The sequence below is a fragment of the Amnibacterium soli genome, from assembly GCF_039544415.1.
Classification (GTDB): domain Bacteria; phylum Actinomycetota; class Actinomycetes; order Actinomycetales; family Microbacteriaceae; genus Amnibacterium; species Amnibacterium soli.
This window is the reverse complement of record NZ_BAABLP010000001.1, coordinates 499,052-523,120: the sequence shown is the minus strand read 5'-3', so window position 1 is coordinate 523,120 and position 24,069 is coordinate 499,052. Positions and strand designations below refer to the sequence as shown.

General features: G+C 75.1%; 28 protein-coding genes. 10 read left to right on the top strand and 18 right to left on the bottom strand.

Annotated elements, in window-relative coordinates; all coding sequences use genetic code 11:
- Positions 1–57: 57 nt before the first annotated feature.
- Together ABEA53_RS02535 and ABEA53_RS02530 are read left to right on the top strand one after the other, a co-directional pair.
- Complete coding sequence (locus ABEA53_RS02535; RefSeq protein ID WP_345479359.1) at positions 58–855, top strand: COG4705 family protein; 798 nt, start codon at positions 58–60, stop codon at positions 853–855.
- Complete coding sequence (locus ABEA53_RS02530; RefSeq protein ID WP_345479358.1) at positions 852–1,553, top strand: response regulator transcription factor; 702 nt, start codon at positions 852–854, stop codon at positions 1,551–1,553. Before ABEA53_RS02535 ends, ABEA53_RS02530 begins: the two co-directional genes overlap by 4 nt.
- Here ABEA53_RS02530 and ABEA53_RS02525 read toward each other — a convergent pair.
- Genes ABEA53_RS02525 through ABEA53_RS02510 form a run of 4 tightly spaced genes read right to left on the bottom strand, consistent with a single transcriptional unit; the run spans position 1,523 to position 4,445 of the window.
- Positions 1,523–2,533, bottom strand: coding sequence for a sensor histidine kinase (locus ABEA53_RS02525; RefSeq protein ID WP_345479357.1), 1,011 nt, complete (start codon positions 2,531–2,533; stop codon positions 1,523–1,525). The genes ABEA53_RS02530 and ABEA53_RS02525 overlap by 31 nt on opposite strands.
- A gap of 8 nt (positions 2,534–2,541) precedes the next feature.
- On the bottom strand, positions 2,542–3,237 hold the full coding sequence (locus ABEA53_RS02520; RefSeq protein ID WP_345479356.1) for a response regulator transcription factor: 696 nt from the start codon (positions 3,235–3,237) through the stop codon (positions 2,542–2,544).
- Positions 3,234–3,731 carry a DUF2127 domain-containing protein gene (locus tag ABEA53_RS02515; RefSeq protein ID WP_345479355.1) on the bottom strand — a complete coding sequence of 166 codons (498 nt, stop codon included), beginning with the start codon at positions 3,729–3,731 and terminating at the stop codon, positions 3,234–3,236. The genes ABEA53_RS02520 and ABEA53_RS02515 overlap by 4 nt, the downstream gene beginning before the upstream one ends.
- 42 nt (positions 3,732–3,773) lie before the next feature.
- Positions 3,774–4,445, bottom strand: coding sequence for a flagellar M-ring protein FliF C-terminal domain-containing protein (locus ABEA53_RS02510; protein WP_345479354.1), 672 nt, complete (start codon positions 4,443–4,445; stop codon positions 3,774–3,776).
- Positions 4,446–4,683: 238 nt separating this feature from the next.
- Here ABEA53_RS02510 and ABEA53_RS02505 point away from each other — a divergent pair, with 238 nt between their 5' ends.
- Positions 4,684–5,520 (top strand): undecaprenyl-diphosphate phosphatase, encoded by an 837-nt coding sequence (locus tag ABEA53_RS02505; RefSeq protein WP_345479353.1) that lies wholly within the window; start codon positions 4,684–4,686, stop codon positions 5,518–5,520.
- Positions 5,521–5,546: 26 nt separating this feature from the next.
- Here the strand turns inward: ABEA53_RS02505 and ABEA53_RS02500 are convergent, their stop codons facing one another.
- Positions 5,547–5,807, bottom strand: coding sequence for a DUF6458 family protein (locus tag ABEA53_RS02500; RefSeq protein WP_345479352.1), 261 nt, complete (start codon positions 5,805–5,807; stop codon positions 5,547–5,549).
- A gap of 239 nt (positions 5,808–6,046) precedes the next feature.
- On the opposite strand from ABEA53_RS02500, the gene ABEA53_RS02495 reads away from it, so the two are divergent.
- Complete coding sequence (locus ABEA53_RS02495; protein ID WP_345479351.1) at positions 6,047–8,080, top strand: potassium transporter Kup; 2,034 nt, start codon at positions 6,047–6,049, stop codon at positions 8,078–8,080.
- A 147-nt stretch (positions 8,081–8,227) separates the two neighbouring features.
- Here the strand turns inward: ABEA53_RS02495 and ABEA53_RS02490 are convergent, their stop codons facing one another.
- The 7 genes from ABEA53_RS02490 to ABEA53_RS02460 form a co-directional block, all read right to left on the bottom strand.
- Complete coding sequence (locus tag ABEA53_RS02490) at positions 8,228–9,316, bottom strand: DNA glycosylase AlkZ-like family protein (RefSeq protein ID WP_345479350.1); 1,089 nt, start codon at positions 9,314–9,316, stop codon at positions 8,228–8,230.
- A 102-nt stretch (positions 9,317–9,418) separates the two neighbouring features.
- Positions 9,419–9,952 (bottom strand): peptide-methionine (S)-S-oxide reductase MsrA, encoded by a 534-nt coding sequence (gene msrA, locus ABEA53_RS02485; protein WP_345479668.1) that lies wholly within the window; start codon positions 9,950–9,952, stop codon positions 9,419–9,421.
- 11 nt (positions 9,953–9,963) lie between these two features.
- Positions 9,964–10,443: a peptide-methionine (R)-S-oxide reductase MsrB gene (msrB, locus tag ABEA53_RS02480; RefSeq protein ID WP_345479348.1), complete on the bottom strand. Its 480-nt coding sequence runs from the start codon at positions 10,441–10,443 to the stop codon at positions 9,964–9,966.
- An 80-nt stretch (positions 10,444–10,523) separates the two neighbouring features.
- Positions 10,524–11,705, bottom strand: coding sequence for an MFS transporter (locus ABEA53_RS02475; protein WP_345479347.1), 1,182 nt, complete (start codon positions 11,703–11,705; stop codon positions 10,524–10,526).
- A 4-nt stretch (positions 11,706–11,709) separates the two neighbouring features.
- On the bottom strand, positions 11,710–11,919 hold the full coding sequence (locus ABEA53_RS02470) for a hypothetical protein (RefSeq protein WP_345479346.1): 210 nt from the start codon (positions 11,917–11,919) through the stop codon (positions 11,710–11,712).
- A 53-nt stretch (positions 11,920–11,972) separates the two neighbouring features.
- Positions 11,973–12,659 carry a trimeric intracellular cation channel family protein gene (locus ABEA53_RS02465; protein WP_345479344.1) on the bottom strand — a complete coding sequence of 229 codons (687 nt, stop codon included), beginning with the start codon at positions 12,657–12,659 and terminating at the stop codon, positions 11,973–11,975.
- A gap of 28 nt (positions 12,660–12,687) precedes the next feature.
- Positions 12,688–13,464, bottom strand: a complete 777-nt coding sequence (locus ABEA53_RS02460) for an alpha/beta fold hydrolase (RefSeq protein WP_345479343.1) — start codon at positions 13,462–13,464, stop codon at positions 12,688–12,690.
- Positions 13,465–13,656: 192 nt separating this feature from the next.
- On the opposite strand from ABEA53_RS02460, the gene ABEA53_RS02455 reads away from it, so the two are divergent.
- The 6 genes from ABEA53_RS02455 to ABEA53_RS02430 all read left to right on the top strand — a co-directional run bounded on the left by ABEA53_RS02455 (position 13,657) and on the right by ABEA53_RS02430 (position 19,311).
- A complete protein-coding gene (locus ABEA53_RS02455; RefSeq protein ID WP_345479341.1) occupies positions 13,657–14,007 on the top strand; it encodes a hypothetical protein in 351 nt (116 codons plus the stop codon).
- Between the two features lie 68 nt (positions 14,008–14,075).
- Positions 14,076–14,927 (top strand): arginase family protein, encoded by an 852-nt coding sequence (locus ABEA53_RS02450; protein WP_345479340.1) that lies wholly within the window; start codon positions 14,076–14,078, stop codon positions 14,925–14,927.
- A gap of 64 nt (positions 14,928–14,991) precedes the next feature.
- On the top strand, positions 14,992–15,786 hold the full coding sequence (locus ABEA53_RS02445; protein WP_345479339.1) for a crotonase/enoyl-CoA hydratase family protein: 795 nt from the start codon (positions 14,992–14,994) through the stop codon (positions 15,784–15,786).
- A 43-nt stretch (positions 15,787–15,829) separates the two neighbouring features.
- Entirely contained in the window at positions 15,830–17,257 is a 1,428-nt protein-coding gene (locus ABEA53_RS02440) for a dihydrolipoyl dehydrogenase family protein (protein ID WP_345479338.1), read from the top strand.
- Positions 17,258–17,283: 26 nt separating this feature from the next.
- Positions 17,284–18,111: an SDR family NAD(P)-dependent oxidoreductase gene (locus tag ABEA53_RS02435; protein WP_345479336.1), complete on the top strand. Its 828-nt coding sequence runs from the start codon at positions 17,284–17,286 to the stop codon at positions 18,109–18,111.
- 39 nt (positions 18,112–18,150) lie between these two features.
- Positions 18,151–19,311 (top strand): ArsB/NhaD family transporter, encoded by a 1,161-nt coding sequence (locus tag ABEA53_RS02430; RefSeq protein WP_345479335.1) that lies wholly within the window; start codon positions 18,151–18,153, stop codon positions 19,309–19,311.
- A 48-nt stretch (positions 19,312–19,359) separates the two neighbouring features.
- Here the strand turns inward: ABEA53_RS02430 and ABEA53_RS02425 are convergent, their stop codons facing one another.
- From ABEA53_RS02425 to ABEA53_RS02400, 6 genes are read right to left on the bottom strand one after another with little or no spacing between them, the layout of a single operon-like run.
- Positions 19,360–20,793: an amidase gene (locus ABEA53_RS02425; RefSeq protein WP_345479334.1), complete on the bottom strand. Its 1,434-nt coding sequence runs from the start codon at positions 20,791–20,793 to the stop codon at positions 19,360–19,362.
- A 2-nt stretch (positions 20,794–20,795) separates the two neighbouring features.
- Positions 20,796–21,377 (bottom strand): GNAT family N-acetyltransferase, encoded by a 582-nt coding sequence (locus ABEA53_RS02420; RefSeq protein ID WP_345479333.1) that lies wholly within the window; start codon positions 21,375–21,377, stop codon positions 20,796–20,798.
- A gap of 9 nt (positions 21,378–21,386) precedes the next feature.
- Positions 21,387–22,097, bottom strand: coding sequence for a uracil-DNA glycosylase (locus ABEA53_RS02415; protein WP_345479332.1), 711 nt, complete (start codon positions 22,095–22,097; stop codon positions 21,387–21,389).
- A complete protein-coding gene (locus ABEA53_RS02410) occupies positions 22,094–22,852 on the bottom strand; it encodes a Type 1 glutamine amidotransferase-like domain-containing protein (protein WP_345479331.1) in 759 nt (252 codons plus the stop codon). Before ABEA53_RS02410 ends, ABEA53_RS02415 begins: the two co-directional genes overlap by 4 nt.
- Positions 22,810–23,301, bottom strand: coding sequence for a phosphoribosyltransferase (locus ABEA53_RS02405; RefSeq protein ID WP_345479330.1), 492 nt, complete (start codon positions 23,299–23,301; stop codon positions 22,810–22,812). The genes ABEA53_RS02410 and ABEA53_RS02405 overlap by 43 nt, the downstream gene beginning before the upstream one ends.
- Positions 23,298–24,038, bottom strand: coding sequence for a FadR/GntR family transcriptional regulator (locus tag ABEA53_RS02400; RefSeq protein ID WP_345479329.1), 741 nt, complete (start codon positions 24,036–24,038; stop codon positions 23,298–23,300). Before ABEA53_RS02400 ends, ABEA53_RS02405 begins: the two co-directional genes overlap by 4 nt.
- Positions 24,039–24,069: the final 31 nt, after the last annotated feature.

Below are 24,069 nucleotides of genomic sequence, written 5' to 3'. Positions count from 1 at the left end.
ACGCTCTCGTGCGGAGTCTTCGTGGATTCTTGCCACCGCACGGGCAGCATCCGTCGCGTGCGCACCTCCCTCCCGGCCGACCGCGGCCGTCCCCGCCGCGTGCCCGAGCCCGACGCCGCGTTCTGGGTCGTCAAGATCGTGACGACCGGGCTGGGCGAGACGCTGTCCGACTTCCTCGTGCGCCGGTTCGCGCCGGAGCTCGCGGTGCCGGCGGCGCTGCTGGTGCTGGTGCTCGCGCTCGTCGTCCAGCTCCGCGCCCGCGCCTACCGGCCCGTGCGCTACTGGGCCGCCGCGCTCATGGTCAGCGTGTTCGGCACCATGGCGGCCGACGTGCTGCACGTCGGCATCGGCGTGCCGTACGCGGTGTCGACCGCGGGCTTCGCCGTCGCGCTGGCCGCCGTGTTCGCCGCCTGGTGGGCGAGCGAGCGCACGCTCTCCGTGCACGACATCACGACCGCCCGGCGGGAGGGCTTCTACTGGGCCGCGGTCATGGCGACCTTCGCGCTGGGCACCGCCGCGGGCGACCTCACCGCGACCTCGCTGGGGCTCGGCTACCTCGGCTCGGGGCTGCTGTTCCTGGTCGTCTTCGCCCTGCCGGGCCTGCTCTTCGCGGCGACCCGGCGCTGGGGCGTCGCGCTCTTCTGGGTGGCCTACGTCACGACCCGGCCGCTCGGCGCCTCCTTCGCCGACCAGCTCGCCGTGCCCGCCGCCCGCGGCGGGGCGGGCCTCGGCACCGGGCCGGTCAGCGCCGCCCTCCTGCTGCTCCTCGTCGTGCTGGTCGGCGCGCTCGCGGTGCGCAGCCGCGCCGAGCGCACGGCGCAGCAGCCCCTCGCCCTCGGGGGGCGGTCCTCGTGATCGACCCGGCCGCCCCGACGCGGGAGCTCGTCGTCGGCTGCTGCGAGGACGATCCGGCGCTCGCGCGGCTGCTGGAGGAGTGCCTGCGAGCGGCGGGCCACGTCGGGGTGTTCGCGCAGACCGGCGGGCAGGCCGTGCGCCGGTTCGTCGGCGACGAGCGCATCGACGTGCTGCTGCTCGACATCGGGCTGCCGGACATCGACGGCCGGGACCTCTGCCGGGTGCTCCGGGCGAACGGGCAGCACGCGCCGGTCATGTTCCTGAGCGCCCGCGACCAGGTGCACGACATCGTGCAGGGCTTCGCCTCGGGCGGTCTCGACTACCTGGTGAAGCCGTTCGCGGTGGCCGAGCTGATCGCGCGCATCGAGGCGCTGGCCCGCCGCGCCGAGCCGCCCCCGAAGGTCCCCGGCCTGCACCTCGACCCGGAGCGCTTCGCCCTGTGCTCCGGCGACGCGGCCCGCATGCTCACGCCGACCGAGTTCCGGCTCGCCGCGCTGCTGCTCGCCGACGCCGGTCGGGTGGTGCGGCGCACCGAGCTGATCGACTCGGCGTGGGTGCCGGGCGCGCTGGTGAAGGGCAACACCCTCGACACCTACCTCCACCGCCTCCGGCTGCACCTGCGCGAGCTCGGCTCGACCGCGACGATCCACACGGTGCGCGGCGTCGGCTACGTGCTGCGGACGGCCGAGCCCCGCTGAGGCGGGTGCACGACCGGCAGCTCCAGCCGCATCGTCGTGCCCTGCTCGGAGGTGGCGTCGACGAGCACCCGGCCGCCGTGCCGGTCCGCCAGGTCCCGCACCAGGGACAGGCCGATGCCGAACCCGCGGCGCCGGCCCGTGTCGGGTCCGTGCGAGAAGCGCTCGAAGACCTGGTCGACGTCGATTCCGGTGATGCCGCCGCCCGTGTCGGTCACGCGCACGACCGCGCGGCCGCGGTCGACGCCCGCGACCACCTCGACCGTGCCGCCGTCCGGCGAGTGCGCCAGCGCGTTGTCGATCAGCACGACGAGGGCGCGCCGGAGGCTCAGCTCCGACAGCCCGACCCGCGCCTCGTTCTCCACCGTCGCCGAGACGGTCAGCGACCGCTCCGCGGCGAGCACCTCGAGGTCCCGCACGCTGGACAGCACGACGGGCCGCAGGTCGCAGCCCGCGAGCGCGTCCGTGCGGGAGTCGATCGCGGACGCCTCGGCGACGAGCAGCAGGTCGGTGACGAGGTCGATCATGATCCGGGCGTCGCGGCGGGCGGCCGCGAGGGTGTCGTCGTACGGCTCCTGCCGCCGCAGCTTGCGGTCGAGCACCTGGAGGCGCGCGTCGAGCACGGTGAGCGGGGTGCGCAGCTCGTGGCTCGCGTCGGCGACGAAGGAGCGCTGCATCCGCAGCGCGGTGCCGAGCGGCGCGACCGCCCGTCGGCTGATCGCCCAGCTCGCCAGCCCGACCACGACGATCGCCACCACGCCGATGGCGACGAGCGCCACGAGCACCTCGTTCGCGTCGACGTAGATCTTCGACTGGCCCGGCTTCGCCCGCTCGAGCAGCTCGGAGGGGCGGGACTGCTGCACGATCACGATCGCGGCGAGCCCCAGCACGCCGATCACGAGCGCGGTGGACACGGCCGCGACCTGCAGGGCGGTGCGCAGGGCGGCGCGGCGCACGGACCGGGCGTCCAGGTCGTCCGGCACCGCGGGCCTCACAGCAGCCCCAGCCGGTAGCCGCGGCCCCGCACCGTGGTGATGATGTCCCGCTCCGTCTTCCGCCGCAGGTAGTGCACGTAGGTGTCGACCGTGCCGACGCTGTCGCCGGAGGGGAAGACCTCGCGCAGGATCCGCTCGCGGGTCAGGGTCTCGTCGGCGTGCTGCGCCAGCAGGGACAGCAGGTTCGCCTCCGTCTCCGTGAGCACGCGGCGGCCCTCGTACGGCGAGTGGATCAGCCGGCTCGCGGGCCGGAACTCCCAGTCCCCGATCGCGATCACCGCCTCCTCCGCCCCGTGCACGCGGCGCAGCGCGCGGAGGCGAGCGGCGAGCTCCGCGAAGTCGAACGGCTTCGCGAGGTAGTCGTCCGCGCCCGCGTCGAGCCCCTCCACCCGGTCGGCGACCGCGCCAAGCGCCGTCAGCAGCAGCACCGGCGTCACGACGCCCGCGCTGCGGAGGGCGCGCACGACGCCGACCCCGTCGAGGCCGGGCAGGCGCCGGTCGAGCACGACGACCTCGAAGTCGCCCGACCGGGCGGCCGCGAGGCCCTCGAGCCCGTCCTGCAGCAGCACGACCTCGTAGTCCTCACCGAGCACCTCCGCCACGAGCGGACCGAGCTCCGGGTCGTCCTCGACGAGCAGCAGCGGCGGCCGCGCCCTGCCCGCCGCCTTCGCCACGGCAGCAGTGTCGCTCATCGCCGCGCACGGCGGAGCCGCGCGTACTCGAGGACGACCAGCACCAGGACGGCCACGTCGAGCGCGGTGAGCACCCACCCGCCCGCGGTGGGCGAGCGGACGAGGCCGACGACCTGCACGACGAGCAGCACGGCGACCGCCGCGGTTGCGAACGGGTACCAACGGAGGGCGCGCCGCAGCAGCGCCCACACGGTGAGCAGCTTCACGACGCCGTGCACGAGCAGGAACAGCCCGAGGGGCAGCGCCTGGCCCGGCAGGTGCGCACCCGCGGTCGCGACCGAGTGCGCCGCGGCGATCCGCAGCGGCGACGGGTCCTCACCGAGCTCCCCCGCCATCGCGAAGAGCGCCACCTCGGTGGGTCCCGGCGCGACGAGCACCAGCAGGCCGGCGAGCAGCTCGACCGCCCCGTCCAGGCCCTTCACCGCCACGACGACCGTGTACCACCGCTCGAAGACCGGGCGGCGGGTCGCGGTGGGGGTCACAGCGGTGCTCACGCTGCGACCCTGCACGGCGCGCTCGAAGGAAGCGCCAAGACGTCAGGCGCGGGCGCGCGCCTTCCAGCCGCGTGCGGCACCGGCGAGCAGGAGCACCGCGAGCACCCCGCCGGCGCCCCAGATGGCGGGCACCGCGTCCGGCAGCAGCACGGCCAGCAGGGAGGGCTGCGGCGCCGGCACCGCCACGGGCGTCGCGAAGCGCGTGACGACGAGACTGAGCCGGTCACCCCGCGCGGGCACCAGACCGACCGCCGAGGCGACGAGCCGGCGCAGCGCAGTCACCGACCTGCGCCCGAGCCGTGCGCGGTCGACGGCCACGGAGACCGTCTGCCGCACCACCGCGCCGGGCGGGGTGGTGACGGTCGTGGTCGTGCCGCCGACGGCGTTCTGCGCCGTCCCCTGCGCGGCCGTGCCGACGCCGGGCACCACGGTGCGGCTCGCGGCGGTCGACACCGGCACGGCGGAGCCCCACTGCACGCGGGTTGTGGCGGAGGCGGAGGTGCGGACGGTCGCGGCGACCACCACCGTCGCCCCGCCGGGGCCGAGCACGCGGTCGAGCACGGTCCGCACCGCAGCGGCGCGGTCGCCGTCAGGCACCGAGCCGGTGGAGGCGGAGGCGCTGCCGGCGGTCCCTGCGGCGAGCAGCAGCGCGCCCGCGCCCGCGACCGCAGCCGCGCCCGCGCGGCGTCGCAGCCCCCGCCGTCGCTCCCGCATCGCTCCCCCTCCGAGGTCGTCGGGCGACAGTGAACCGCTCGGCGGGCGCGGCCGCCCCTCCCCAGTTCGCGCGGGGACGCCGACCGGTCGTGCGGGCTCGAACGCCGTCGCAACGGGACCTGGACGCGCTCAGGGGCAGCGGGCCCGACCCGTCGGATCGGCGGCGCGGGTTGGCTAGCCTTCCCGACCGCGTCCACCTCCGTGGTCCCGCATCCGCCTCGGAAGGACGTGTCGCCCCGTGAACCCCCTGCAAGCGGTCGTACTCGGCGTCGTCGAGGGGCTCACCGAGTTCCTGCCGGTCTCGAGCACCGGCCACCTGACGATCGTCGAACGACTGCTCGGCCTGCGCGTCGACGACGCGGGCGTCACCGCCTTCACCGCGATCATCCAGGTCGGCGCGATCGTCGCCGTGATCATCTACTTCCGCAGCGACATCGTCCGCCTGATCGGGGCGTGGGTCCGCGGGCTGCTGCACGCGGAGGCGCGGGGGTCGCAGGACTGGCGGACCGCGTGGGCCGTGATCATCGGCACGATCCCGATCGGGATCGTGGGGCTGCTGGGCCGCCACCTCGTCAGCGGCCCGCTGCGCAGCCTGTGGGTCGTCGCGGCGGCGCTCATCGGCTGGAGCGTCGTGATGCTCGTGGCGGAACGGCTCGGCCGGCAGGACCGCGGCGAGCGCGACGTCACGGTGCGCGACGCGGTCGTCATCGGCCTCGTGCAGTGCGCGGCGCTCGTGCCCGGCGTCTCGCGGTCGGGTGCGACCATCAGCGCGGGGCTGCTGCGCGGCCTCGACCGGGTCGCCGCGACGCGCTTCGCGTTCCTCCTGTCGATCCCGGCGCTGATCGCCGCGGGCGGGTTCGAGGCGACCACGGCCGCCGGCGACGTCGCCGACAGCGTCGGCTGGGGCCCGACCGTGCTCGCGACGCTCGTGAGCCTCGTGGTCGGCTACGCCTCCATCGCCTGGCTGCTGCGGCTCGTCGCGCGGCGGTCGATCGCCGTGTTCGTCTGGTACCGCGTGGCCCTGGCGATCGTGCTGATCGTCCTGCTCGCGACCGGCACGATCGCCGCCGTCTGACGGCGACCGCGCCGGCGCGGGCGCGGCTAGAGCTGGTTCGGGTCGGTCGTGCGCGTGCTGCGCTCGGTCACGCCCTGCGCCGACATCGGGTCGGCGGTGGTGCGGGCGGTGGTGACGGTGCGGCGGCCGCGCAGCGCGAGCGCGAGGCCGATCACGAACACCACCGCGCCGGCGACCATGAGGATCGCGCCGGCGGTGGACAGGCTGATGAAGCTCGTCTGGATCTTCACGGCGAACGCGAGGATCGCGCCGATCACGAAGAGGACGACGCCGGTTCCCATGGTCATGGTGACTCCGATTCTGAGCAGGAATCGACAGGAGTATCAGCGCTCGCTGGGAACCGACTGCACGTTCCCCGTTCTGGGGGTGCGGCGCCCTGACCGCCTGCTAGCGCCTCCGGGCCGCCGCGGCGGGCCCCGATCGGACCTGCACGGCGCGTGACCCGCGCTGCCGTACCCTCACGGAGGCCGACGCCCGCCGGCCGATGGAGTGACGGCGAACAGGGAGCCACGCGATGAGGCGGTCGGTGGAGTCGCACGACGCGGCACGGGCATCGGCTCCCGAGCCCTCGGGCGACGGCGTCGTCGAGCCCGCGGACCCCGAGGCACCGGAGCCGGAGGACGGCGAGGCGCCCGGCGGCGGGACCGCCGCGGACGAGTCGCAGGGCGGCGCGGTGAAGCGCGGCGTCGCGGCGATGGCGCTCGCCGCGCTCGGCGTCGTCTTCGGCGACATCGGCACGAGCCCGCTCTACGCGCTGAAGACGGTCTTCACGATCGACGGCGGCATCGTGAAGGCGACCCCGCCCGACGTCTACGGCGTCGTGTCGCTGATGTTCTGGAGCATCACGATCATCGTGTCGATCAAGTACGTCGGCATCCTGATGCGCGCCGACAACGACGGAGAGGGCGGCGTCATGGCGCTCGCCGCCCTGGCGCAGCGCCTCTACAAGCACCGGCAGCGGCGCACGGGCGTCTTCCTCGTCATCGGGATCGTCGGCGTGGCCCTGTTCTACGGCGACTCGATCATCACGCCAGCGGTCAGCGTGCTCTCCGCGGTCGAGGGCCTCCAGGTCGCGGCGCCCGCGGTCGGGCACCTCACCGTGCCGATCGCCGCGGTGATCCTCGCGATCCTGTTCGCGGTGCAGCGGTTCGGCACGGGCAAGGTCGGCAACCTGTTCGGCCCCGTGATGGTGCTCTGGTTCGCGGTGCTCGCGGTCTCCGGGCTGTTCACCGTCGTGCAGCACCCCTCGGTGCTGCAGGGCCTCTCCCCCACCTGGGCCGTGCTGTTCGTCTTCGAGCACCCCGCGATCGCGTTCGTCGCGATGGGCGCCGTCGTGCTCGTCATCACCGGTGCGGAGGCGCTCTACGCGGACATGGGCCACTTCGGCCGCTCGCCCATCCGCCGCGCCTGGTTCTTCGTCGTCTTCCCGGCGCTGACCCTGAACTACCTCGGCCAGGCCTCGCTCGTGCTGCACCAGCCGTCCGCGCGCAGCAACCCGTTCCTCCTCCTGTTCCCCGACGTGCTGCGCCTGCCCGTCGTCGTGCTCGCCACCGTCGCCACGATCATCGCGAGCCAGGCGGTCATCTCCGGCGCGTTCTCGCTGTCGCGGCAGGCCGTGCAGCTCGGCCTGCTGCCGCCGCTGACGATCCGGCAGACGTCGAAGGAGGAGAGCGGCCAGATCTACCTGCCCGTCGTGAACACCCTGCTGTTCCTCGGCGTGCTCGCGATCATGCTCGCGTTCCAGTCCTCCTCCCGCCTCGCGACGGCGTACGGGGTGTCCGTCACCGGTGCGCTCGTGGTCGACACGGTCCTGCTGCTCACGGTGGCACCGCTGCTCTGGCACTGGCGGCCGTGGAAGGTCGCGCTCGCGGCGGTCGCGTTCGGCGGCCTCGAGCTGACGTTCCTGTCGGGCAACCTGTCGAAGGTGCTCCACGGCGGCTGGGTGCCGCTGCTCATCGCGGCCGCCGTCATCCTGGTGATGACGACCTGGCGCCGCGGCCGGCAGCTCGTGTCGGAGGACCGGCGCGAGAAGGAGGGCTCCCTCGCCGACTTCGTCGAGGAGGTGCGCACCGAGCGCCTCGTGCGCGTGCCCGGCATCGCCGTGTTCCCGCACCCGAACCGCGACACGACGCCGCTCGCCCTGCGCGCGAACGTGGACCACAACCACGTGCTGCACGAGCGCGTCATCGTCGTCTCCATCGAGGTCGTCGGGGTGCCGCAGGTGCCGCAGCGCAAGCGCTTCACCTACGACGAGCTCGGGTACGCCGACGACGGCATCGAGCACCTGACCATCCGGTTCGGCTTCTCCGAGACGCCCGACGTGCCGGAGGCGCTGCGCTCGGCGTGCGTCGCCCACGTGCTCGACCTCGAGCCGAACGCGATGGACCACGCGTCGTTCTTCATCTCCCGCGGCGGCATCCGCCGCACCCGGGCGACCCGCATGGCGTGGTGGCGCAAGGGCCTCTTCGTGACCCTCGCCCACAACGCGGCGGACCCGGCGGCCCGCTTCCAGCTCCCCTCCGACCGCACGGTCACGATGGGCAGCGACGTCGGCATCTGACCCGCCGCCTCCCCGCGAGCCGAGCACGTCAGCAGGACGGGACGACGTCAGCAGGACGGAACGGCCCGTTGCCTCCTGCTGGAGCTCGTTCGTCCTGCCGACCTGCTCGGATCGTCCTGCTGTCGTGCTCCCGATGGAGCGGCGGGGTCAGACGTCGCTGGTGTCGCTGAGGGGGACGCCGAGCCAGCGGGCGAGCGCCTCGACCTCCGCGCGGACCATCTGCCGCTCCTCCTCCTCGAACGGCAGGAGCTCGTGCACCGCCCGCACGTGCAGCACGCCCTGCTTCCGGTCGTGCTCGGCCTCGAGCATGCCGACGAAGCGGTCGCCGAGCAGGATCGGGTGCGCGAACAGCCCGTACTTCCGCTCGGGCTTCGGCTTGAACTGCTCGAGCACGTAGGCGAAGCCGAACAGGTCCTTGAGCCGGGCGCGGTCGCCGAGCATCCCGTCGTAGGGGTTGAGGAACGCGACGCGGCCGCCCGGGTCCTCGTCGAGCGCGGCGAGCGCGTCCGGGTCCACCCGCCACGTGCCCTTCAGGTCCTCCACGACCACGGGCTCCCCGGCCTCGCGGACCGGCGTCCACGCGGTGTGCTTCGCGACGCCGGCGGCGCGGAGGCGGCGTTCGGACATCGCCCGCACCGCCTCCTCCCGCGTCGGCTCGGGCAGGCCCGGCGGGTACACGCGCTCCGCGACGTCCCACACGCGGTTGCGCCCCTGCCGCGACGCGACGGCGACCTCGCCCCGCAGCGCGAGCACCTCGAGCATGCGGGGCACCTGGTTGTCGCTGTACCAGCCGCCGTCGTTCGAGCGCGCGACCGCGGCGGTGTCGGGGATCGCGGCGGCGAGCAGCGGGCCCTCACCGCGGAGGCGGGCCAGCACCTCGACGCGGAAGCGCGCGTTCGCCTCGAGCCAGTCGCGCACGCGGTCCCGCTCCGTCCAGCGGCGCAGCTCGACGAGCAGGTCCGGCAGCAGGGTCGTCGGCCGGAAGGCGCCGTCGAGCTCGAACAGCAGCCGGTCCTGCTCGACGGCCTTCTTCAGCTGGCCCGGCTCGTACGCGTCCCCGATGCGCGACCACAGCACGGTGTGCTCGCAGGGCGCGACGACCGAGGTGGGGTCGATCTTGATCGCGGCGAGCTGCTCCGCCACCTCGACCGGCGCAGCCGGCCGCTCGGCGTCGAGCAGCTGCGCGCGCACGGCGATGCGGCGCGCCTCGTCGAGGCTCAGCCGGTGCGGCGTCATGGCGGGAGCGTAGGACGCGCTCCCGACGCGACGGAAGCGGGAGGCCGCGCACGGCGACGCGCCCGCCGACCGGGGTCGACGGGCGCGCTGCGGGTCGGGCGATCAGGCGGGCTGCTGCTCGCGGTGCGGGAGCTTCCAGCCCGGGCGCACGTAGTGGCAGGTGTAGCCGTGGGGGTGCTTCTCCAGGTAGTCCTGGTGCTCCTCCTCCGCCTGCCAGAAGGCCCCGGCGGGCTCGACCTCGGTCACGACCTTCCCGGGCCACAGGCCGGAGGCGTCGACGTCCGCGATCGTGTCGAGCGCGACGCGCTGCTGCTCCTCCGAGGTGAAGAAGATCGCCGAGCGGTAGCTGCGGCCGCGGTCGTTGCCCTGCCGGTCGCGCGTGGACGGGTCGTGGATCTGGAAGAAGAACTCGAGGATCTCGCGGTAGCCGATCCGCGCCGGGTCGAAGACGATCTCGACCGACTCGGCGTGGTCGCCGTGGCGGCGGTACGTCGCGTTCGGGGTGCGGTCGTCGCCCGAGTAGCCCACGCGGGTGGACAGCACGCCCGGGCGGTGGCGCAGCAGCTCCTGCGCGCCCCAGAAGCAGCCGCCCGCGAGGATCGCGGTCTCGGTCGTGGTGCCCGTCGTGTCGGTCATGGCGGTGTCGGTCAAGAGCGTGCCTCCTCGGTGGTGAACAGGCTGCGGTACTCGCCGTAGCCCTGGGTCTCGAGCTCGGCGACGGGGACGAACCGCAGCGCCGCCGAGTTGATGCAGTAGCGCAGGCCGCCCTCGGCGGCGGGGCCGTCGTCGAACAGGTGGCCGAGGTGGCTGTCCGCGGTCGCGGAGCGGACCTCCGTGCGGACCATGCCGTAGCTGTCGTCCGACCGGCGCACGACCGTGGCGGGGTCGATCGGCCGGGTGAAGCTCGGCCAGCCGGAGCGGCTGTCGTACTTGTCCGTGGAGGCGAACAGCGGCTCGCCCGACACCACGTCGACGTAGATCCCGTCCTCGTGGTTGTCCCAGTACTGGTTGCGGAACGCCGGCTCGGTGGCGTCCTCCTGGGTGACGGCGAACTGGTTCCGCGTGAGCCTCGCGATCGCCGCGGGGTCCTTGCGGTACTGCCCGGCAGCGGGCTGGGTGGTGGTCATCCGGACGACCTTCCTGTGCGCGGGCCACCGGCTGTGGCCCTCGGGTGGTGCAACGCGGAGGGGGTGCGGATCGTTCCCGATCAGGCCGCGGCGCCGGGCGCCGCGACCCGCAGCGGACCGCGCCGGCCGAGCGCCCAGACGGTGAGCGCGAACCCGCTGCCGACCGCGCCGGCGACCGTGACCGCGGTCCAGCCGCCGTGCGACCAGAGGAACGCGGCGAGCCCGGAGCCGACCGCGCCCCACAGGAAGTTGTTCGTGATGAACGCGGTGTTGATGCGGCTGCGCGCGGACGGGTCGACCTGGAACATCCGCGACTGCACGAGGATGTTGTGCCCCTGGATCGCGACGTCGAGCAGCAGGATCGCGATGACCACGACCGCCGTCGACCGGGCGCCGAACCCGGCGATCACGAAGGACGCGAGCACGAGCAGCCACGCGATCCCGATGCCGGGCAGCGCGAGCCCGCGGTCGTGCAGGTGCCCGGCCCGCTGCGCCGTGATCGCGCCCGCCAGCCCGACGAGGCCGAACAGCCCGATGACGGTCACCGAGTAGGAGAACGGCGGCGCGCTGAGCAGGAAGGTCAGCGACGTCCAGAACAGCGTGAACACGCCGAACGAGGCGCCGCCGAGCAGCAGGCTCCAGCGCACGGCGGGCTCGCGGCGCACGATGCCGAACACCGAGCCGATCAGGGCCGGGTAGCGCAGCCGGGTCCGCGGCTCGAGGTGCGGGATCGCCCGGGCGAGCAGCGCCGCGAGCACGACGGCGAGCACCGCCGCCACCAGGTAGATCGCCCGCCAGCCGAGCGCGCCCGCGATCAGGCCGCTGACCGTGCGGGACACCAGGATGCCGACGAGGATCCCCGACACCACCGTGCCGACGACGCGGCCGCGGCTGGCGTCGTCGGCGAGGTCGCCCGCGAGCGGCGCGAGGATCTGCCCCGACACCGTCGTCAGCCCGACGAGGGCGAGGGTGGCGATCAGCACGGCGAACGTCGGCGCGAGGGCGCTCGCGAGCAGGGCGACCGCGGCGCAGAGCAGCGCGACCGGCACGAGCACCCGGCGGTCCAGCACGTCGCCGAGCGGCACGAGCAGCAGCACCCCGAGGGCGTAGCCGAGCTGGGTCGCGGTCACGAGCGCCCCGGCGACGGCCGTGTCGGTCCGCAGGTCGCGCGCGATGAAGTCGAGCAGCGGCTGCGCCCAGTAGAGGTTGCCGACCGCGGCGCCGCCGGCGATCGCGAAGAGCAGGGTGAGGCGGCGGCTCACGGGATCAGTCCTCCGGGGGCCGGTTCGCGTTCGCGTGCCGCACCAGCACGGTCACGCCCGCGACGATGCCGACGGCCCCGATGATCGACACCACCACCCAGAGCGTCTCCGCCAGGCCGTCGGTGACCGCGAGCTGCGCGATGACGCCGACGAACAGGACCAGGACGCCGGCGAGCAGCAGCACGACGCCGGGACGGGAGGGGCGACCGAGCACCGGTGCACGGTACAGCGCGCCCGCCGCACCCCCTGCCAGGGTTCCCGCGGCGGTCAGCGCCGGCGCACGACCGGGATGACGCCCGTCTCCGCGGCGACGCGGCGGCGGTGCAGGGTGCGCTGCTCCGGCAGCGACACGTCGAACACGACCGCGAGCAGGCGCACGACGCACGTGACCGCGATGCCGATGACCGCGGCGAGCGGCACGGGCACGCCGACCAGGTGCAGCAGCACGAGCACGGTCGAGCCGCTCGCCGCTGCGACGGCGTACAGGGAGCCGACGTGCATCACCGCGACCGGCAGCCCCATGATCACGTCGCGCAGCACGCCACCGCCCACCGCCGCGACGACGCCGACGAACACGGCCGGCACCACGGGCAGGCCGAGCACGATCGCCTTGCTCGTGCCGAAGGCGCCGAACATGCCGATCACCACCGCGTCGAGGCCGACGATCATCCGGTTCAGGCGCTGCAGCGGGCGCGCGATCAGCATGCCGACGAGGGAGGAGCCGGCCGCGGTCACGAGGTACCAGTCGCTCTGCAGCGTGGCGGGCTCCACCCCGAGCAGCAGGTCGCGGATGAGGCCGCCGCCCATGCCGATCAGGATCCCGATGATCGCGACGCCGAGCAGGTCGAGCCGGCGCTGCCCCTGGAAGCCGGACGCGAACAGCGCCCCCTGCACCCCGCCCAGCCCGACCGCGGTCAGGTCGGCCCAGAGGGGGATGACGAACGTCTCATGCACACCGACGATCGTCCCCGATCCGCGCGGGTCAGGCGATGCGCGACCGCACGAGGCGCGCCGTGGCGGCGGGGTCGACGCCGTGGTCGTGCGACTCCGGCACCACCACGAGCTCCGCCGAGGGCATCGCCGCGGCGAGGCGGTCCGTCGCCGTCACGAGCACCGGGTATGTGGGGTCGCCCCGCAGGATCACGACCGGCATCGAGGCGCCCGTCATCGCCGGGGTCGGCGTCGCGACGGCGTTCGTCAGCGTCGCGTCGTAGACCAGCGACTGCGCGAGCGGCACCAGCTGCGCGAACATCGGGCTCGACCGGATCTGCTCGATCACCGGCTCCGGCAGGCCGACCGCCTCCCGCTGGAACAGCGGCACCGCCTCCTCCGGCCGCCCCTCGTCGACGAGCGCCTGCAGCCGCTCGGGCAGCGTCGCCGCGCTGTCGCCGACGCCGAACAGGAACGGCGGCTCCGACAGGAACAGGTGCGAGATCGGCACCCCCTCCCCCGCGGCGAACAGCGCGAGGACCGCGCCGGAGGAGTGCCCGAGCACCGCCGCCCGGCCGCCGACCGCCCCGACGACCGCCGCCACGTCCTCCGCTTCGCGGAACGGGGCGTACGGCCTCGTGTCGCCGCTGGCCGCCCGGGCGCGCCGGTCGACCGTGACGCCCTGCAGCCCCTCCGCGGCGAGCGCGGCCGCCAGCGGCTCCCCCGCCGCGGCGGTCGAGAACGCGCCGCCGACGATCACCACCGGTGTGCCCGCGCCCGTGCGGGAGAAGGCGATGCGGGTGCCGTCCGCGGACTCGACGGTCTCCATCCGCCCAGTCGAGCACGCCCGGCGGGCGCACGACAAGGGCGGAACGGGCGCAGACTCGTGCTGCCCCGAGCGGGGTCCGGTCAGCGCGTGTCAGGCGCCCGCCGGACCCCCACCCCGAGGAGGGCTGTTCGCCCAGGGCGAACGCTCAGGGTGTGGAGCGGGCGGGTCCCCCGCCCCGGGTGATCGTGAGCCATGGCCGAGCCCCGCACCTCCTCCGCCGTCATCTCCGGCAGCCCCGTGCCCGTCGACGCGGTGTGCTGCCGCTGCCGCCGGGAGGGCGTCTTCACGATCGCGCTCTTCGTGCTGACGATGGACGGGCCCCGCCAGGTCGGGGAACGCGTCTTCTGCGTCTGCGAGACGAAGCCGACCGCCCCGAAGGCGACCATCACGAACGGCGACGCGAAGCGCACCGGCGGCACCTGCGACAAGTGCAACCGCGTGAGCATGTACGAGGTCCCGTTCTACGCGATGACGCCCGCGGGCATCTCGCCGCACTCCACCCGGGTCATCTGCCGGGAGTGCGACACCCGCCCTCGCCGCTGACCCTCGCCGCCCCGCGCGTGTTCACGGATCAGCGGGGCCGGGAGGCGCGGGCGACATAGGCTCGCCCCATGCCGGCCAGGTTCGTCGTCGTGCCCCAGTGGCAGGGGTCCTCGTCGAGCCGCGCGATGCGGCTCATCGACGGGGCGGAGGCGATCCGGGAGGACCTGCCGCCGGGTGCGACCGTGCGCGTCGAGGTGCCGCTCGGCGCCGGGGACGGCATGGGCACCGGCGTCGCCCGGTACTCCTCCGTCGCGACCGTGCGGGAGCGTCTCGCGACCGTGCTCGACACGGTGCCGGAGGGCGACCTGCCCGTCGTCATCGGCGGCGACTGCGGCGTGGAGCTCGCCGCGGTGGAGCGCGCGGCCCGCTCGGCGGCGGCGCGCGGCGCCCGCCTCGGCCTCGTCTGGTTCGACGCCCACCCCGACCTGAACACGCCCGCGACGAGCCCGAGCGGCGCGTTCTGCGGCATGGTGCTGCGCGCCCTGCTCGGCGAGGGCGCGGAGGGGCTCGCCTCCGCCGCGCCGATCGATCCGAAGCACGTGGTGCTCGCGGGCACCCGCAACATGGACGACCAGGAGGCCGAGTTCGTGCAGGCGTCCGGCATCGCGGTCGTCGGCGCGGACGCGCTCGGCGACGGCCTCGGGGCGGCGGTCGACGCGCTCGACGTCGACGAGGTCTACCTCCACGTCGACCTCGACGTGCTCGACCCGGGCGTCTTCGACGGCGTCACCGACCCGCAGCCCTTCGGCGCGAGCGTCGCCGACCTGACCGCGGCGCTCGCCGCCGCCTCCGCCGGACGCACCGTCGTCGGCGCCGGCCTCACGATGTTCGCGCCCGCCTCCCCCGACGACGTCATCGGCGACCAGGCGACGATCCTCCGCGTGGTCAGCGCCCTCACCGCCTCCACCCGCCGCCGCTGACCACGGCACCCGGTCGCCCCGGCACCCAGCGGGCGCCCCGCCGGGCGCGGCTAGCGTGCGGGGGATGTCGGACACGGGTGCTGGTCGCGTGGTGGTCGAGCAGCACGGCGCCGTGCTGCGCATCGGCCTGAACCGCCCCGAGAAGCGCAACGCCGCCGATCGCGCGCTGCTGCACGAGCTGGCCGCGGCCTACACGCGGCTCGAGCGCGACGACACCGTCGGCGTCGGCGTCGTGCACGCCGAGGGGGACCACTTCACCGCCGGGCTCGACCTCGCGGACGTCGGGCCCTCCCTCGCCACCGGCACGATCGACTACCGGTCCGAGGACGAGATCGACCCGTGGGGCCTCTCCGGCCCGGAGCGGACGAAGCCGGTCGTCGTCGCGGTGCACGGCACCTGCCTGACGCTCGGCATCGAGCTGATCCTCGCCGCCGACGTCGCGGTCGCCGCGGACTCGTCGAGCTTCGGCCAGATCGAGGTGAGCCGCGGCATCCTGCCGTTCGGCGGCGCGACCGCCCGGCTGCCCGCGGCGGTCGGCTGGGGCAACGCCATGCGCTGGATGCTGACGGGCGACCGCTTCGACGCGGCGGAGGCGCTCCGGATCGGCCTCGTGCAGGAGGTCGTGCCCGACGGCACCGAGCTGTCGGCCGCCACGGCGATCGCCGAGCGCATCGCCGCGCAGGCGCCGCTCGCGGTGCAGGCCGTGCTGCGGTCCGCGCGGGCGGGGCGGCGCGCGGCCGAGGCCCCGGTGCTCGCCGGGCTGCAGCCGGCGCTCGCGGCCCTCGCCGCGTCCGCCGACGCCGCAGAGGGCGCGCGGGCGTTCCAGGATCGTCGCGACCCGGTGTGGACCGGGCGCTGAACCACCGGCGCGTTGCGACCGGACTGACCAGGAGGAAGAGGACATGGCGGAGACGTACGACCTGATCGTGATCGGTGCGGGCCCGGTGGGCGAGAACGTGGCCGACTACGCGCACCGGGAGGGCCTGTCGACGGTGATCGTCGAGGCCGAGCTGGTGGGCGGCGAGTGCTCCTACTGGGCGTGCATGCCCTCGAAGGCGCTGCTGCGCCCCGGCGCCGCGCTGCGCGGGGCCGAGCACGTGGCCGGCGCGAAGCAGGCCGTCACCGGCGGCCTCGACGTCGCCGCCGTGTTCGCGCGACGTGACGAGGAGGTGGCGGACTTCGACGACAGCGGCCAGGTGTCGTGGCTGAACTCCGCCGGGATCGACCTCGTGCGCGGCAGCGCGCGGCTCGCCGGCCCGAAGCGGGTCGTCGTGACGAAGCCCGACGGCGGCGAGGTCGAGCTCGTGGCCCGCTCCGCGGTCGCGGTCTGCACCGGCAGCGCGGCGATGATCCCGCCGATCGACGGCCTCGCCGACGCGCAGCCGTGGACCTCGCGCGAGGCGACGAGCGCGACGGAGGCACCCGGTCGGCTCATCGTGCTCGGCGGCGGCGTGGTCGGCGCCGAGATGGCGACCGCCTACACCTCCCTCGGCTCGAAGGTGACGATCGTCGTGCGCGGGCAGCTGCTCGCCGGCATGGAGCCGTTCGCGGGCGAGCTCGTCGCGCAGTCCCTGCGCGACCGCGGCGCCGACGTGCGCCTCGGCGCCTCCATCACCGCGGTGCGCCGCGAGGGCGGCGTCGTCACGGCGACGCTCGACGACGGCTCGACGGTCGAGGCGGACGAGATCCTCGTCGCCACCGGCCGCACGCCGCGCACCGACGGGCTCGGGCTCGAGTCGGTCGGCCTGACCGACGGCGACTGGATCGCGGTGGACGACACGATGCTGGTCGACGCCGAGACGAACGCGACCGACCCGTGGCTCTACGCGGCGGGCGACGTGAACCACCGCGCGCTGCTCACCCACCAGGGCAAGTACCAGGCGCGCGCCGCCGGCCGCGTCATCGCGGCCCGGGCCAAGGGGTCGCCGAACACCGGCGCCTGGACCCGCTTCACCGCGACGGCCGACCACGAGGGCGTGCCGCAGGTGACCTTCACCGACCCCGAGGTCGCCTCCGTCGGGCTCACCGAGGACGCCGCGCGCAAGGCCGGTCGGACGATCCGCACCGCCGAGTACGACATGGCGGCCGTCGCGGGCGCCGGCGTCTACGACGACTCGTACGTCGGGCGCGCCAAGCTCGTGATCGACGACGCGAAGGACACCGTGATCGGCGCCACCTTCGCCGGCTACGACGTCGGCGAGATGCTGCAGTCCGCCACCATCGCCGTCGTCGGCGAGGTGCCGGTGCAGCGGCTCTGGCACGCGGTGCCCGCCTACCCGACGCTGAGCGAGATCTGGCTGCGCCTGCTCGAGACCGACGGCGTCGCATGAGCGTCCGCCTCCCCGATCCGGCTCGCATGGAGGGACGCACGGTCGTCGTCACGGGCGCCAGCTCGGGCATCGGCCGGGCGGCCGCCCGCGAGCTGGCGCTGCTCGGCGCCGACGTCGCGGTCGTCGGCAGGAACCGCGAGCGGACGGAGGCGGTCGCGGCGGAGACCGGCGGGCGCGCCTTCCTCGTCGACTACGACCGCCTCGAGTCGGTGCGCGAGCTCGCCGCGGCGCTGCTCGAGGCGTACCCCGCCATCCACGTGCTCGCGAACAACGCGGGCGGGACGGCGGCCCGGGACACGACCCCGGACGGGCACGACCTGACGTTCCAGCGGAACCACCTCGGCGGCTTCCTGCTGACGGGCCTGCTGCTCGACCGGCTGAAGGCGACCGCGAAGGCGGCGCCGACCGGCTCGGTGCGGATCGTGCAGACCTCGAGCGCGGCGGCGCGGTCCGGCCGCGTGCGGCTCGACGACCTCGAGAACCGCACCGGGCCCTGGCTCGGCGGGTTCCGCGCGTACGGCACGGGCAAGCTCGAGAACATCCTGTTCACGCGCGAGCTCGCCCGCCGGCTGCAGGGCACGGGCGTCTCCGCCTACGCCTTCCACCCGGGCTTCGTCGCGACGTCGTTCGGCGGCGAGGGCGTGGTGATGTCGGCGGTCAAGCGCCTGGCGATCCCGCCCGAGGCGGGCGCCGCGCCGCTCGTGGGGCTCGCCGCGGCGGATCCCCTGCCCGTCCCCTCCGGCAACTTCTTCGACCGCCTGACGGCGCCGGGGCGCACCCCGGGGCAGGCCGACGATGCCGCCCTGGCGCGCGGGCTGTGGGAGGCGAGCGCGCGGATCGTCGGGGTCGGCTGATTCCCAGGATCACGCGAGGGAACCGGTAGGTTCCTCCCCGTGGTGCTCGCGCTGCTCGGTGGCGGGCTCCTCCTCCTGGGCCTCGTCGCGGTCGCGACCGGGGTGCTGCCCGCGGCCGACGCGGCCGCCCTCGGCGACCGCATCGCGCCGATCCTCGGCTTCGTCGTCGCGATCACGATCGTCGCCGCGATCGCCGCGGAGGCGGGGCTGTTCGACCGCCTCGCATCCGCCGCCGCCCGCCTGGCCCGGGGCCGCGGAGCACTGCTCTGGGTGCTCGTCGTGGTCGTCGCCGTCGCCTCGACGGTGTTCCTGTCGCTCGACACGACGGCAGTGCTGCTGACGCCGGTCGTCGTGACGCTCGCCCGCCGCGTCGGGCTCCCGCCCCTCCCCTTCGCCCTCGCGACCGTGTGGCTCGCGAACACCGGCTCGCTGCTGCTGCCCGTCTCGAACCTGACCAACCTGCTGGCGGAGTCCGACCCGGCGTTCGGGTCGGCCTACGTCGCGCGGTCCTGGCTGCCCGCGACGATCGCCGTGCTGGTGCCGGTCGCGATCCTGGCGGTGCTGTCGCGCAAGGCGCTCGCGCACCGCTACGAGCCGCCGGCGCCCGAGCCGATCGAGGACCGCGTGCTGTTCACGGTCGCGGCGGTCGTCACCGCGCTGCTGGTGCCGGCGCTCGCGCTGGGCGACCCCGTGCTCCACGTGCCCGTGTGGATCCCGGCGACGATCGCAGCGGTGGTCCTCGTGATCGCGGCGGCGGTGCGGCGGCCGCAGGTGCTGTCGCTGCGGCTGCTGCCGGTGCCGCTCGTGCTCTTCGTCTGCGGGCTCTTCCTCGCCGTCACGGCGCTCGGCCGCCTCGGGCTCACCGAGGTGCTGACCGCCGCCGCGGGGACGGGCGGCGGGCCGCTCGAGCTCCTCCGACTCGCGGGCGTCGGCACGGTCACCGCCAACCTGGCCGACAACCTGCCCGCCTACCTCGCGCTCGAGCCGGTCGCCGGGAACGAGCACCGGCTGCTCGCCCTGCTCGTCGCGGTCAACGCCGGGCCGCTGATCACCCCGTGGGCGTCGCTCGCGACCCTGCTCTGGCACGAGCGGCTCACCGCGCTCGACGTGAAGATCTCGTGGTGGCGCTTCGCGGGCCTCGGCCTCATCGCCGCCCCGCTGACGGTCGGCTTGGCGACCCTCTCCCTCTCCCTCGTCTAGGCGATCCGCGGCGGGCCGCCGCGGATCGCCTCCGACACGGGGACCGGACTACCAGAAGGCCGGCGGGTGGCGGCGGGACCAGCCGAAGCGGCGCTCGAGCTGCCGCGACAGGTCGAACAGCGCGCGCTCGCCGCCGGGGCGCCCGATCAGCTGCACGCCCGCGGGCCTGCCCTCGTCGGTCGCGCCGACCGGCAGGGTGATCGCGGGCAGCCCGGCGACGTTCACGAAGGAGGTGAACGGCGCGGCCTGCACCTGCCGGTCGAACACCGCGTCGGCGTCCTCGCCGGCCGCCGAGTGCCAGCCGAGCGGGCGCGGCGGCAGCGCGGTCGTCGGGGTGAGGACCGCGTCGTAGGACGCGAACGCCCTGATCGCGCGGCGCTCGAACGCGGCGGCGGCGAGCACCGCGGTGACCACCCGCTCGGCGGGCAAGGCGCGCCCCCGCTCGACGATCTCCCGCGTGTAGGGCTCGAGCAGCGCCAGCTCCGGCGCCGTGCGGGCCGGGATCGGCGCCGCACCGGCCTGCCACAGCACGCGGAAGAACTCGGGGTAGTCCTCCCCCGGCAGCCGCACCGCCTCCGTGCCGTGCCCGAGCAGGTCGAGCATCGCCGCGGTGCGCGCGACGGCGGCGGCGTTCTCGGGGTCGACCCGCACGTCGACGGCGTCGTCCCAGACGGAGCCCTCGAGCACCCCGACCGTGAAGCGTCCCTCGCCGCGGACGGCGTTGCCGAGGAACGGCTCGTCGTCGTCCCCCGGCCCGGTGGCGTAGCCCGCGGAGCGAGCCCGGCCCTGCGGGCGCACGAGCGCGTCGAGCAGCATCGCGGCGTCGGCGACCGTGCGGGCGATCGGCCCCGCGGTCACGAGGCCCGCGAGGGACCCCTGCCCGCCCTGCGCCGGCACGCGCCCGCGCGACGGCTTCACGCCGACGACCCCGCACCACGCGGCGGGGATGCGGATGGAGCCGCCGCCGTCGGAGCCGACCGCGAACGGCACCAGGCCGGCCGCGACGGCCGCCGCGGCGCCGCCGCTCGACCCGCCGGCGCCGGTGCTCGGGTCCCAGGGGTTGCGCGCGGGCGGGCGCCCGGCGGGCTCGGTGAAGCCCGTCAGCCCGAACTCCGGCGCGGTGGTCGCGCCGAGCACCACGGCACCGGTCTCGTCGGTCGCCCGGGCGACGTCGTCGCTCGTCTCCGCGTGCGCCCCGCCGAACAGCGCCGACGCGCCGGAGGGGGCGCCGGCGCGGCGCACGAGCTCCTTCTCCGCGATCGGCACGCCGGACAGCGGCGCCGGCCCCTGCCCGGCCGCGTCGATCCCGGCGGCTCGGGCGAGGGCGCGGTCGCCGTCCACGCGGGCGAAGGCCCCGAGCCGCGGGTCCAGGCGCTCGATGCGCGCCAGGTGGTGCTCCGCGAGCTCCGTGGACGTCGTGTCCCCGCGCCGGATCCAGTCCCACTGCTCCTGGGCCGTCAGCTGGTGGGGCTCGAACGCCATCGCTACTTCAGGTCCTTCTGCATCATCACGGTCCCGATCCACCGCTCGAACTTGAACGCGACCCGGCCCATCCGGCCCGTCTCCTTGAAGCCGAGCGAGCGGTGCAGCCCGATCGACGACTCCGCCCCGCCGTCCGCGATGACCGCGAGCACCTGCTTGAGCCCCGCCTGCTTCGACGCGGTGAGCAGCGCGCTCAGCAGCGCCTTCCCGAGCCCCTTGCCGGTGGAGGCGGGGCGGAGGTAGATCGACTCCTCGGCCGTGAACCGGTAGGCGCGCTTCTGGATCCAGGGCTCGCACAGCGCGTAGCCGAGCACCTGCCCGGACGGCGACACGGCGACGAGGAACGGCAGCTTCAGCCGCGTCAGGTAGGCGTACTTCGACCGCCACGCGCGCAGCGTCCGCCGCTCGGTGTCGAGCGTGACCATGGTGTTGGTGACGTAGTGGTCGTAGATCTGCCGCACGTCGGGCAGGTCCTCCGGCCGGGCGGGCCGGATCTCGTACGCGAACGCGGGCTCGGGCGGATCGAGGCGCCGGAGGTGGAACGGCTTGCTCAGCCGGCGCGGCTCGTACTCCTCTTCCAGCACGGCGCGAGGCTAGCCGCCGATCCCTTCGAGCGCCGGGAGCGACCAGTCGATCGCCGCAGCGCCCTGCTCCTCGAGCAGCGCGTTCGTGCGGCTGAACGGGCGCGACCCGAAGAAGCCGCGGGAGGCGGACAGCGGACTGGGGTGCGCGGACTCCACGAGGCGCGCACCGCCGAGCAGCGGCGCCAGCTTGCGGGCGTCGTTGCCCCACAGGATCGCGACGAGCGGGCCGCCCCGGGCGGCGAGCGCGCGGATGGCCTGCTCTGTCACCGCCTCCCACCCCTTGCCGCGGTGGGAGGCGGGCAGGCCGGGCCGCACGGTCAGGCTGCGGTTGAGCAGCAGCACGCCCCGCTCGGTCCACGCGCTCAGGTCGCCGTGCGCCACGGGCGCGACGCCGAGGTCGGCCTGCAGCTCCTTGTAGACGTTCACCAGGCTGCGCGGGATCGGGCGCACGTGCGGATCGACGGCGAACGCCAGGCCGATCGGGTGGCCCGGCGTCGGGTACGGGTCCTGCCCGAGGATCAGCACCCGCACGTCGGGCAGCGGGGTGCGGAACGCGCGCAGCACGTCGCGCTCCGCGGGCAGCCAGTCGCGGCCCGCGGCGACCTCCGCGCGGAGGAACTCCCCCATCCGCAGCACGTCCGGCTCGACCGGCGCGAGCGCCTCCGCCCACGTCGGGTGCATGCGGCCGGCGGCGACGAGGTCGGCGAGCGGCTCGGTCATGCGGAGCCCGCCTCGCGCCGCAGCAGCACGCCGCCGTCCGCCGGACGCACCCACCACGCGTTCCCGGCGCCGACGACCTCGGTCCGGCCGTCGCGCACGAGCACGGCGGTGTCCTCGTCGATCGCGACGCCGCCCTGCACCAGCCCCGCCTCGACCGCCGTCGCGAGGCGGGTCGTGGTGCCCCACTGCGCCGCGTGCACGTCGACCGCGAACGGCACCAGGCCGAGCCCCTCCTCCACGGCGAGGCCCTCGTGGTCCTCGGCGAAGTCCTCGTCGAGGACCGGCCGGCCGTCGGGCGCGCGCCAGCCGCCGAGCAGCGCGCGGGAGGCGGCGATCGCCGAGCCGGCGGAGAACCCCGCGTAGGGCGCGCCGTCGGCGACGAGCGCGCGGAGCCGGTCGGCGGCGGGCAGCACCGCCTCGCGGTAGGCCGGGGTGAGGCCGCCGCCCACGAGCACGCCGTGCAGGTCGTCGGGCAGCGCGTCCGGCGCGAGCCGCTCCCCCTCCCGCAGCGCGAGGACGACGGGCTCGACCGCGCCTGCGCCGGTCACCGCGGTGATCAGCTTCGCCCCGTGGTCCTGCTCGTCTCCGTCGCGCACCGCGACGACCGCGATCCGCGGCGTGCCGGAGGCGCGGGCCCCCGCCTCGGCGACGAACGCGCGCCAGACGCGGGCGTCGCCGCCCCAGCCGCCCCCGACGAGGTGGACGCCGCCGCTCACCGCGCGGCTGCCGCCGTGACGGGCGCCTCGGCCGACCACGGGAACACGATCCAGCGGTCGGTGTCGCGCCACGACCAGTCGGGCGCGAAGACGGTCTGCGGCTTCGTGTAGAAGCAGGCGCTGCGGACCTGCGCGCCCATCCGCGTGAGGATCTCGACGGCCAGCTGCAGGGTGAGGCCCGACTGGGAGACGTCGTCGGCGAGCAGCACCCGCTTGCCGTGGAGGGACTCGCCGTCGAGGTGGGGCGGCAGCAGCAGGGGCTCGGGCAGGGTCTCGTCGACGCCGGTGTACAGCTCGACGTTGATCGACCCGCAGGACTTGACGCCGAGCGCGTAGGCCAGCGCACCGCCGACGAGCAGGCCGCCGCGGGCGATCGCCACCACGACCTCGGGCTCGAAGCCGTCGTCCGCGATGCGCTGGGCGAGCTCGCGCGCGGCGGTGCCGACCTCGCCCCAGGGCAGGACCTCGGCGTCGTCGGGGACGCTCACGACCGCGACTCGGCGCTCGCGGCCGCCTCGGCGCGCTCCCGTGCGGCCTCGAGCAGCTCGAGGTCGATGCGGGCGTGCTCCCGGGCGACGTCGTCCGCGTCGTCCGAGCGTCCCTCGACGATCGCCGCGACGAGGAGGTCGTGCTCCCCGAGCGCGCGCACCTCGTTCGCGACCATGGTCTCCGGCTCGCCCCACACGTGCAGGGGCGCACCGATCGAGATCTCCTGTTCCAGCGCGAGCAGCATGGTCTTCAGTGTGCCGTTCTTCGCCGCATCCGAGACGGCTGCGTGCAGCGCGGCGTCCGCCAGCTGCTTCTGCCGGCCGCTCGGTGCGGCGCGGTAGGCGTCGTTGCGGGCGCGGAGCACCTCGACGTCGCGGTCGTCCCGCTGCTCCGCCGCGGCGCGCGCGATGGCGCCGTGCAGGCGGCGCATCGCGTCGAGCCGGTCCTGGATCTCGCTCCAGCGGCTCTGCAGCGTGCGCACGACCGCGGCGTGCGAGTCCGGCGTCCACTGCACCCGCACGAACGAGCCGCCGCCGCGTCCGCGCTGGGTCTCGATCAGACCGCGCTCGTGCAGCACGGCCAGCGCCGCCCGCACGCTCGTGCGGCCGACGTGCAGCAGCCCGGCCAGATCCCGTTCCGCCGGCAGCCTCGAGCCCGGCAGGAACTCGCCGGTCGCGATCGCCGTGATCAGCCGATCGGAGATCTGGGCGACCAGCGGCGTCGATTCGTTCGGCACTCGCCCTCCTCCTACGCAGTGACGCGCGAGC

Bases quoted from the DNA above. Each gene is read 5' to 3' on its own strand.
- ABEA53_RS02440 (WP_345479338.1), top strand. From the start codon at position 15,830: ATGGCGGAGACGTACGACCTGATCGTGATCGGTGCGGGCCCGGTGGGC.
- ABEA53_RS02435 (WP_345479336.1), top strand. From the start codon at position 17,284: ATGGAGGGACGCACGGTCGTCGTCACGGGCGCCAGCTCGGGCATCGGC.
- ABEA53_RS02415 (WP_345479332.1), bottom strand. From the start codon at position 22,097: ATGACCGAGCCGCTCGCCGACCTCGTCGCCGCCGGCCGCATGCACCCG.
- ABEA53_RS02490 (WP_345479350.1), bottom strand. From the start codon at position 9,316: ATGACGCCGCACCGGCTGAGCCTCGACGAGGCGCGCCGCATCGCCGTG.
- ABEA53_RS02450 (WP_345479340.1), top strand. From the start codon at position 14,076: ATGCCGGCCAGGTTCGTCGTCGTGCCCCAGTGGCAGGGGTCCTCGTCG.
- msrB (WP_345479348.1), bottom strand. From the start codon at position 10,443: ATGACCACCACCCAGCCCGCTGCCGGGCAGTACCGCAAGGACCCCGCG.
- ABEA53_RS02520 (WP_345479356.1), bottom strand. From the start codon at position 3,237: ATGAGCGACACTGCTGCCGTGGCGAAGGCGGCGGGCAGGGCGCGGCCG.
- ABEA53_RS02425 (WP_345479334.1), bottom strand. From the start codon at position 20,793: ATGGCGTTCGAGCCCCACCAGCTGACGGCCCAGGAGCAGTGGGACTGG.
- ABEA53_RS02460 (WP_345479343.1), bottom strand. From the start codon at position 13,464: ATGGAGACCGTCGAGTCCGCGGACGGCACCCGCATCGCCTTCTCCCGC.
- ABEA53_RS02500 (WP_345479352.1), bottom strand. From the start codon at position 5,807: ATGACCATGGGAACCGGCGTCGTCCTCTTCGTGATCGGCGCGATCCTC.
- msrA (WP_345479668.1), bottom strand. From the start codon at position 9,952: ATGACCGACACGACGGGCACCACGACCGAGACCGCGATCCTCGCGGGC.
- ABEA53_RS02510 (WP_345479354.1), bottom strand. From the start codon at position 4,445: ATGCGGGAGCGACGGCGGGGGCTGCGACGCCGCGCGGGCGCGGCTGCG.
- ABEA53_RS02445 (WP_345479339.1), top strand. From the start codon at position 14,992: ATGTCGGACACGGGTGCTGGTCGCGTGGTGGTCGAGCAGCACGGCGCC.
- ABEA53_RS02455 (WP_345479341.1), top strand. From the start codon at position 13,657: ATGGCCGAGCCCCGCACCTCCTCCGCCGTCATCTCCGGCAGCCCCGTG.